Annotated in this window: 4 protein-coding genes; 2 read left to right on the top strand and 2 right to left on the bottom strand. The window is 65.8% G+C overall.

The window, feature by feature from the left end:
- Positions 1 to 249: 249 nt before the first annotated feature.
- Positions 250 to 1,617, bottom strand: a complete 1,368-nt coding sequence (locus D7X55_RS43650; RefSeq protein ID WP_158626467.1) for an AAA family ATPase — start codon at positions 1,615 to 1,617, stop codon at positions 250 to 252.
- Between the two features lie 109 nt (positions 1,618 to 1,726).
- Here D7X55_RS43650 and D7X55_RS33935 point away from each other — a divergent pair, with 109 nt between their 5' ends.
- Together D7X55_RS33935 and D7X55_RS33930 are read left to right on the top strand one after the other, a co-directional pair.
- A complete protein-coding gene (locus tag D7X55_RS33935) occupies positions 1,727 to 3,514 on the top strand; it encodes a DEAD/DEAH box helicase (protein WP_199747277.1) in 1,788 nt (595 codons plus the stop codon).
- A gap of 27 nt (positions 3,515 to 3,541) precedes the next feature.
- On the top strand, positions 3,542 to 4,336 hold the full coding sequence (locus D7X55_RS33930; protein ID WP_121725221.1) for a radical SAM protein: 795 nt from the start codon (positions 3,542 to 3,544) through the stop codon (positions 4,334 to 4,336).
- Here the strand turns inward: D7X55_RS33930 and D7X55_RS33925 are convergent.
- A partial coding sequence (locus D7X55_RS33925) for an ATP-binding protein (protein ID WP_121725220.1) occupies positions 4,337 to 6,215 on the bottom strand: 1,879 nt, incomplete at its 5' end.

Raw genomic sequence — 6,215 nt, 5'->3', positions numbered from 1 at the left:
TCTCCACCACCTCGGTCTCCCTGACCCGAGCCTCTTCCACCACCGGATTCATCGTCCCTGCCTGGGTCGCCCTGCACACTAAACTGCTGGGTACGGACTGTCTCACTCACCTTGGCAGAGAGGGCTGCGTCTGGGTGTACTCATCGACCTGCTTCAAGATCTCCTTTGCAAGCCGTTGAAGCGTGTCGAAAGCGTCGCCCCCCGAGTCTTCGCTCAAGAGCAGGACAGATAAGGCGGGCCGTGCGAGGCTCACCACAACCCCCGAGTACGCAGGATTTCGCTGACGTGCTGGATGCCCACCTGGTACGCATCGAAGAAGCCCTGGGCTTCCTCCGAGGACATGTTCTCCCAGGTCACTTGAGTCCGGTCTTCCTGCGCTTCGCTGCGACAATGAACAAAGCAGGACTGGACTTCTTCAGCTGTTTCAAATGATAGGTAATCCAGGAGCAGAGGGTTCTGGCTGGTCAGGAAGGCCTGCCGGCCATTCAAGTCCTCCAGGCATGCCTCGATCCATTCGTGATGCATACCGTTCACGAGTTCATCGGCGACAACGACAGGCGGGGAAAAGGCCAAGTGGTAGTAGAATGCAAGGAGCCGTTTTTGCCCATAGCTGAGATGAGAGTAGGACAGGATGGACCTGTCTCGCCTGTAGAACTCGAACCGGAGATTCCCGAAATCAATTTCCTCTGCATTCGCGATGGGACGGCGCGCTGTTCGCTCCAACTTCGCGTTCGCGATGTCGAGGCCCACAAGGCGAATGAACCTACTCAGGAAGTCAGCAGTCTGGTTTCCCGTGCTGAGGCGTATCTCGTCTGCGTCTTTATCCCGAGTAAGCTGATGGCCGGCTTCCTTGAGGATGGAGATAGGGCAATCTCCGAAGAAGAGGAGCCCTCCTTGCTGCTCCCCGCGCGTTGGAATGTCGCGCGCCGCGAAAAGACGGGAACTGGAAATGACATGAGTCAAAAGCTCAAGTGACTCATCCAGGCGTTGGACGAAGTAGGTGTTGCGGAACGCTGTCATCAGCCGCATGGCTGCGCGCCCGAAGAACTCATCAGGATCTGCCAACTGGATGCTGGATGCGATAGCTGGAAGATTCGCAATCTCGGATGGGCTCACTGAAAAATTAGTGATGTTCTTGAGGATCTTTTCAGGGGTGCGGACTACGACGTGCTCCCCCTCGAAACTGGCGGTGATGGGGGGAGTGAAATCCGGGCCTGAGAGAGTAATCTCGCCAGACACGGAAGGGCCCGCATTGGACGCAGCATGGTTGCGAATCAAGGCATCCCAACCAGAAACCTCCCCGTTTGGCTGGGACCAGCCCCAGACAGTGCCTTGCCCGCTCAGCTGCGGCCAACCCAGTGGGGAGAGCTGGAAGGTGTTGCGCAGGCGGACTTCAATCCGGTCCTGTCCTGCCTCCAGTTCGTATTCGAGTTGGAAGGGCTCCTCCAGGATCGCAGTGAAGTCCCCGCGAAGCGCCATGACGATGAGGTTCAGCAGCGTCGTCTTGCCGCTGCCGTTCTTGCCCAGGAGGAGATTGAGGGAATCGCGGAAGTGAAGCTCCGTGCCCGGGGCGACGTGCCGGAATTCATCAATCTTGAGTCGTTTCAGTTTCGTCATGGGCCGGGCCACCCTACCAGGACCCCGGAGGACGGAGGGATGGGAACCCTGAGTCCAGGTGCGCCGAGGTGGAGTTGTCCACCTTGGAGCCTGGAGGCAGACTTCCCGCATGGCGACGCTGATTCCCTCCCTGAACCAGTGCCTCGGCCGGATGCAGGCCGGCGAGAAGCGGTTTGCTCGCCGGTTGGAGGAGAAGCTCGAGGACGACTACCTGCTCTGGTACGACGTCCCCATCGGGGGAACGGGGCACCATCCGGACTTCATCATCCTGCATCCGCGCCGGGGCCTGCTGGTGCTCGAGGTGAAGGACTGGAAGCGCGACACCCTCCAGAACATCGACAAGACGCGCGCGGTCCTGATGACGCCGACGGGTCTCAAGGAGGTGGCCAATCCCTTCGAGCAGTCTCGTCTCTACGCCCAGGAGATCGCGACGCTGCTCCAGCGTGACCCGATGCTCGTATGTCCGGAGGGCCCATATCGGGGGCGCCTGGTCCTGCCCTGGAGCCACGGGGTCGTGCTCTCGAACATCACCCGGAAGCAGTTCGACGAGGGACACCTGGGGAATGTGCTGCCTGCCTCTCGCGTCATCTGCCGGGATGAGATGGCGGAGGACGTTGAGCCCGAACAGTTCCAGAAGCGGCTCTGGGACATGTTCCCGTGGTCACCTGCGCAACCCATCTCCTTGCCGCAGTTGGACCGGATCCGCTGGCACGTCTTCCCTGAACTGCGGGTTGGCAGTGGCCCGCTCGCCCGTTCCGCGCCAGTCCAGGCGGAGCTGGAGCTTTCGGTCCCGGACCTCATCCGCATCATGGACCTCCAGCAGGAGCAGCTGGCTCGCAGTCTGGGAGAGGGACACCGTGTCATCCACGGGGTCGCGGGCTCCGGCAAGACGATGATCCTGGGCTACCGCTGTCTTCAACTGGCCCGGACACTCCGCCGCCCGATTCTCGTCCTCTGTTTCGGGAAGCCGCTCTATGGCTGGCTGGAGCAGATGCTGCGGGCCCAGGGCCTTTCAGGGCACGTGGTCATCCAGACCTTTCATGCCTGGTGCTACGCCCAGCTCCGCCATTTCCATGCGGGACTTCCACCCCAGGGCCTGTCGTCCGATGAGTTCTCCGAGCAGCTCGTTCAGCGCGTCATCGCCGCCGTGGATCGCGGCCTCATTCCCCGGGCGCAATACGGGGCCGTGCTCATCGACGAAGGACACGACTTCCAGCCCGAGTGGTTCAAGCTCATCTCGCAGATGGTGGATCCGAGCACGAACTCACTCCTGCTGCTCTACGACGACGCCCAGACCATCTACCCGCACAAGCGCTTCAGCTTCCGGAGCGTGGGCATCCAGGCGCAGGGACGTACCACCATCCTGCGACTCAACTACCGCAACACCGCGGACATCCTCCAGTTCGCCGCCGACTTCGCGCGTGAGGTGCTGACGCCCAGCGACGCGGACGAGGATGGTGTCCCACTGGTCCAGCCCCAATCCGCGGGTCGCCGTGGACCGGTCCCGAAGATCGTCGCATTGCCCAATCTGTATGAAGAGCTGCGCTACATCGCGGGCCGCTTCCAGCAACTCCACGCGGAAGGCCACGCCTGGAATGAGATGGCGCTGCTCTATCGCAGTGCGGACATGGGGCAGCGTGCCGTCCAGCAGCTGACCCGGATGGGCATTCCTCTGCAATGGGTGGGCAAAGGCTCCGGCCAATCCGCCTTCAAGTCCTCCGAGGCGAGCGTGAAGGTGCTGACGTTCCACTCCAGCAAGGGGCTGGAGTTCCCGGTCGTCGCCATTCCCCGCCTCAAGCGCCCAGCCGCCGAGCATCCCGATGCCAAGAAAGAAGCTCGCTTGCTCTACGTGGCGATGACCCGTGCGATGGACCAACTCGTCCTCACCGTGAGTTGAGGACAATCAGGGTTAGACTCCCGCGCCGTGCGCTACGAGCTTCACGACAGCCGCGTCCTCACCTGGTCCCTGGAGACGCACGTCACCACGCACTGCAACCTGCGCTGCGCGCAGTGCTGCCCCCTGTCGCCGCACCTGCCCGCGTGGGCCGTGTCGCCCCAGGCGCTGGCCGAGGACCTGCGCCGGCTGTCGCGTGTGCTCAAGCCCAACGTCTTCAAGCTCACCGGCGGTGAGCCCTTCCTCCACCCGGACCTGCCCGCCGTGCTGGACGGGGTGCGCGCGTCCGGCATCTCCGAACAGGTGTCCGTCACCACCAACGGCTTCCTCGCCCAGAGCGCTCCCGACGCCGTGTACGAACGGCTCGACCGGATGACGCTGTCGTTCTACTCGTCCGCGCCCCTGCCCGAACGCTCCATCGCCCGCATCACCGAGCGCTGCGACCAGCACGGTGTCCACCTCACGGTGAAGGCCATTGACCGCTTCCAGCGCATCACCCCGGACGCGCCCCTCGCGTCCGACGCGGAGGTCCAGGACGTCTTCGCGAAGTGCTGGCTCAAGCAGCGCTGCCACCTGGTCCACCAGGGCCGCTTCTACACCTGCACCCGGCCGCCCCACGTCGCCACCGTCCTCGCCGCCCAGCACCCGCACCTGCCCGCGCTCGCCAGGGACGACGGTGTTCCGCTCGACGACCCGGACCTCCTCACGCGCCTGCTGACCTATCTGGAACGCGACGTGCCGCTGGCCACCTGCCGCCACTGCCTGGGCTCCAGCGGCCCCTGGGAACCCCACGCGCAGTTGCCTCGCGCCCGCCCCGCTTCCTGATCAGCGCGGTGCTTGCAGCGGCAGCTCCACGGTGAAGATGGAGCCCTGGCCCAGGCGGCTCTCCACGCGCACCGTGCCGCCCATGGCCTCCACCAGCGTGCGGGTGATGTAGAGCCCCAGGCCCAGGCCGCCGTAGTGCCGGTCACTCACCGCGCGCTCGAAGCGGCCGAAGAGGCGCGGCAGGGACTCTTCAGAGATGCCGATGCCCTGGTCCCGCACCGTCAGCGCCGCCTTCCCGTCGCGCGTCTCCAGCCGGACGTGGATGGGGCGCCCCTGGCCGTACTTGATGGCGTTGTCCACCAGGTTCACCACCACCTGCTCCAGGCGCGCCCGGTCCCACGTGCCCATCATCACGGAGTCCGTGCCCTCCAGCTGGAGCACGGAGCCGGAGCGCGCGGCGGGGCCCTCGTAGGCGGCCACCACTTCGCGCACCAGCTCCACCAGGTCCATGGACACGCACTCCAGCGACAGCCGGCCCGCGGCGATGCGCGACACGTCCAGCAGGTCGTTCACCAGCTCCGCCAGCTTCTTCATCTGCCGCGAGCCCACGTCCAGGTAGCGCTCCACCAGCTCGCGCGGCACCGGGCCCGGGTTGCGGTCCAGCTCGCGCCGCAGCGCCTGGAGCTTGAGGTTGAGCGGCGTGAGCGGCGTCTTCAGCTCGTGGCTCGCGATGGACAGGAACTCGTCGCGCAGGCGCACCGCCTCTCGCGCCTCGCGGTACAGCCGCGCGTTCTCCAGGGAGAGCGCGGCGCGGTTGGCCAGCTCCTGGAGGAAGGGCAGGTCCGCGCGCGTGTAGACCCGCCCGGAGCGGTGCGTGGTGACGAAGCTGAGCAGCCCCAGCGAACGCTCCCCGACCACCAGCGGCACCACCACCAGCGAGCGGACGCGCAGCTCCTTGAGCAGCGCGATGCGCTCCGGGTCGCTCGTTATCTGGGGAAGGAGCTCGTCGTTGAAGTCCTCGATGAAGAAGGGCTGGCCGTGGAACAGCGGGGCCGCGCCGGCCAGCTTGGGGAGGCCCGACTCGTACGTCGTGCGGGACCGCAGCGGCTCCGCGAACGCTTCCGGCTCCGTGGCCGCGTGCTCCACCTCCATGCGCTGGAAGGTGCCGTCCTCCAGCGCGCTGTCGATGAGGCACCAGTCCGCCAGCGTGGGGACCGCCAGGCGCACCACGTTGCGCAGCGTGGCCTTGTAGTCCAGCGACGTGGCCAGGAAGGAGCTGGCCCCCGCCAGCAGCCGCAGGTGCTCTTCGTTGTGCGACAGCTCGCGCGCCAGCCGCTCCGCCCGGGCGCGCGCGCGCACCAGGTCCGTCACGTCGAAGCCGAAGCCCGCGATGCCGTCCACGTTCCCGTGCGTGTCGTGCGTGGGCGTGTACGTGACGTCGAAGATGGACTCGCGCACGGAGCCATCCGGCTGCGGCAGCTTGAGGGACACCTCCCGCCCCACGAAGGGCTCCCCCGTCGCATAGACGCGGTCGAGGATGCGGGCCACGCGCTCGGCCTCCCGCCTTGGCCCCACCTCGCGCACGGGCAGGCCCAGCAGTTGTGGCGGGTTGTTCAGCAGCGTGGCGTTGAGGGGGTTGGACAGCTCGAAGACGTGCTGGGGCCCGCGGAAGATGACCAGGTGCGCGGGCGCGTGCGTGAACAGCTCATGCAGCCGCATGCGCTCGTACTCGGCGGCGGCGCGGGAGGCGCGCTCGCGCTCCAGCAGGTCCGCGCGGTCCGCGTTGGCCCGGCGCAGGCGCACGTTGAGCATCGTCACGAACAGCGAGAGCGCCAGGAAGAAGGCCAGCGCGATGACGTTGCCCGGGTGGATCATCCAGTTCCCCAGCGGGGACAGGAAGAAGTAGTCCACCATCAACAGCGACAGGGCCGTCGCCACC

The sequence above is a fragment of the Corallococcus sp. AB049A genome (assembly GCF_003668885.1).
In the GTDB taxonomy this organism is placed as follows: Bacteria; Myxococcota; Myxococcia; order Myxococcales; family Myxococcaceae; genus Corallococcus; species Corallococcus interemptor.
This window is presented reverse-complemented; position numbering and strand designations above follow the sequence as displayed.

What these genes read in the sequence shown, in the direction of transcription:
- D7X55_RS43650 (WP_158626467.1), bottom strand. Translation starts at nt 1,617, where the DNA reads ATGACGAAACTGAAACGACTCAAGATTGATGAATTCCGGCACGTCGCC.
- D7X55_RS33935 (WP_199747277.1), top strand. Translation starts at nt 1,727, where the DNA reads ATGGCGACGCTGATTCCCTCCCTGAACCAGTGCCTCGGCCGGATGCAG.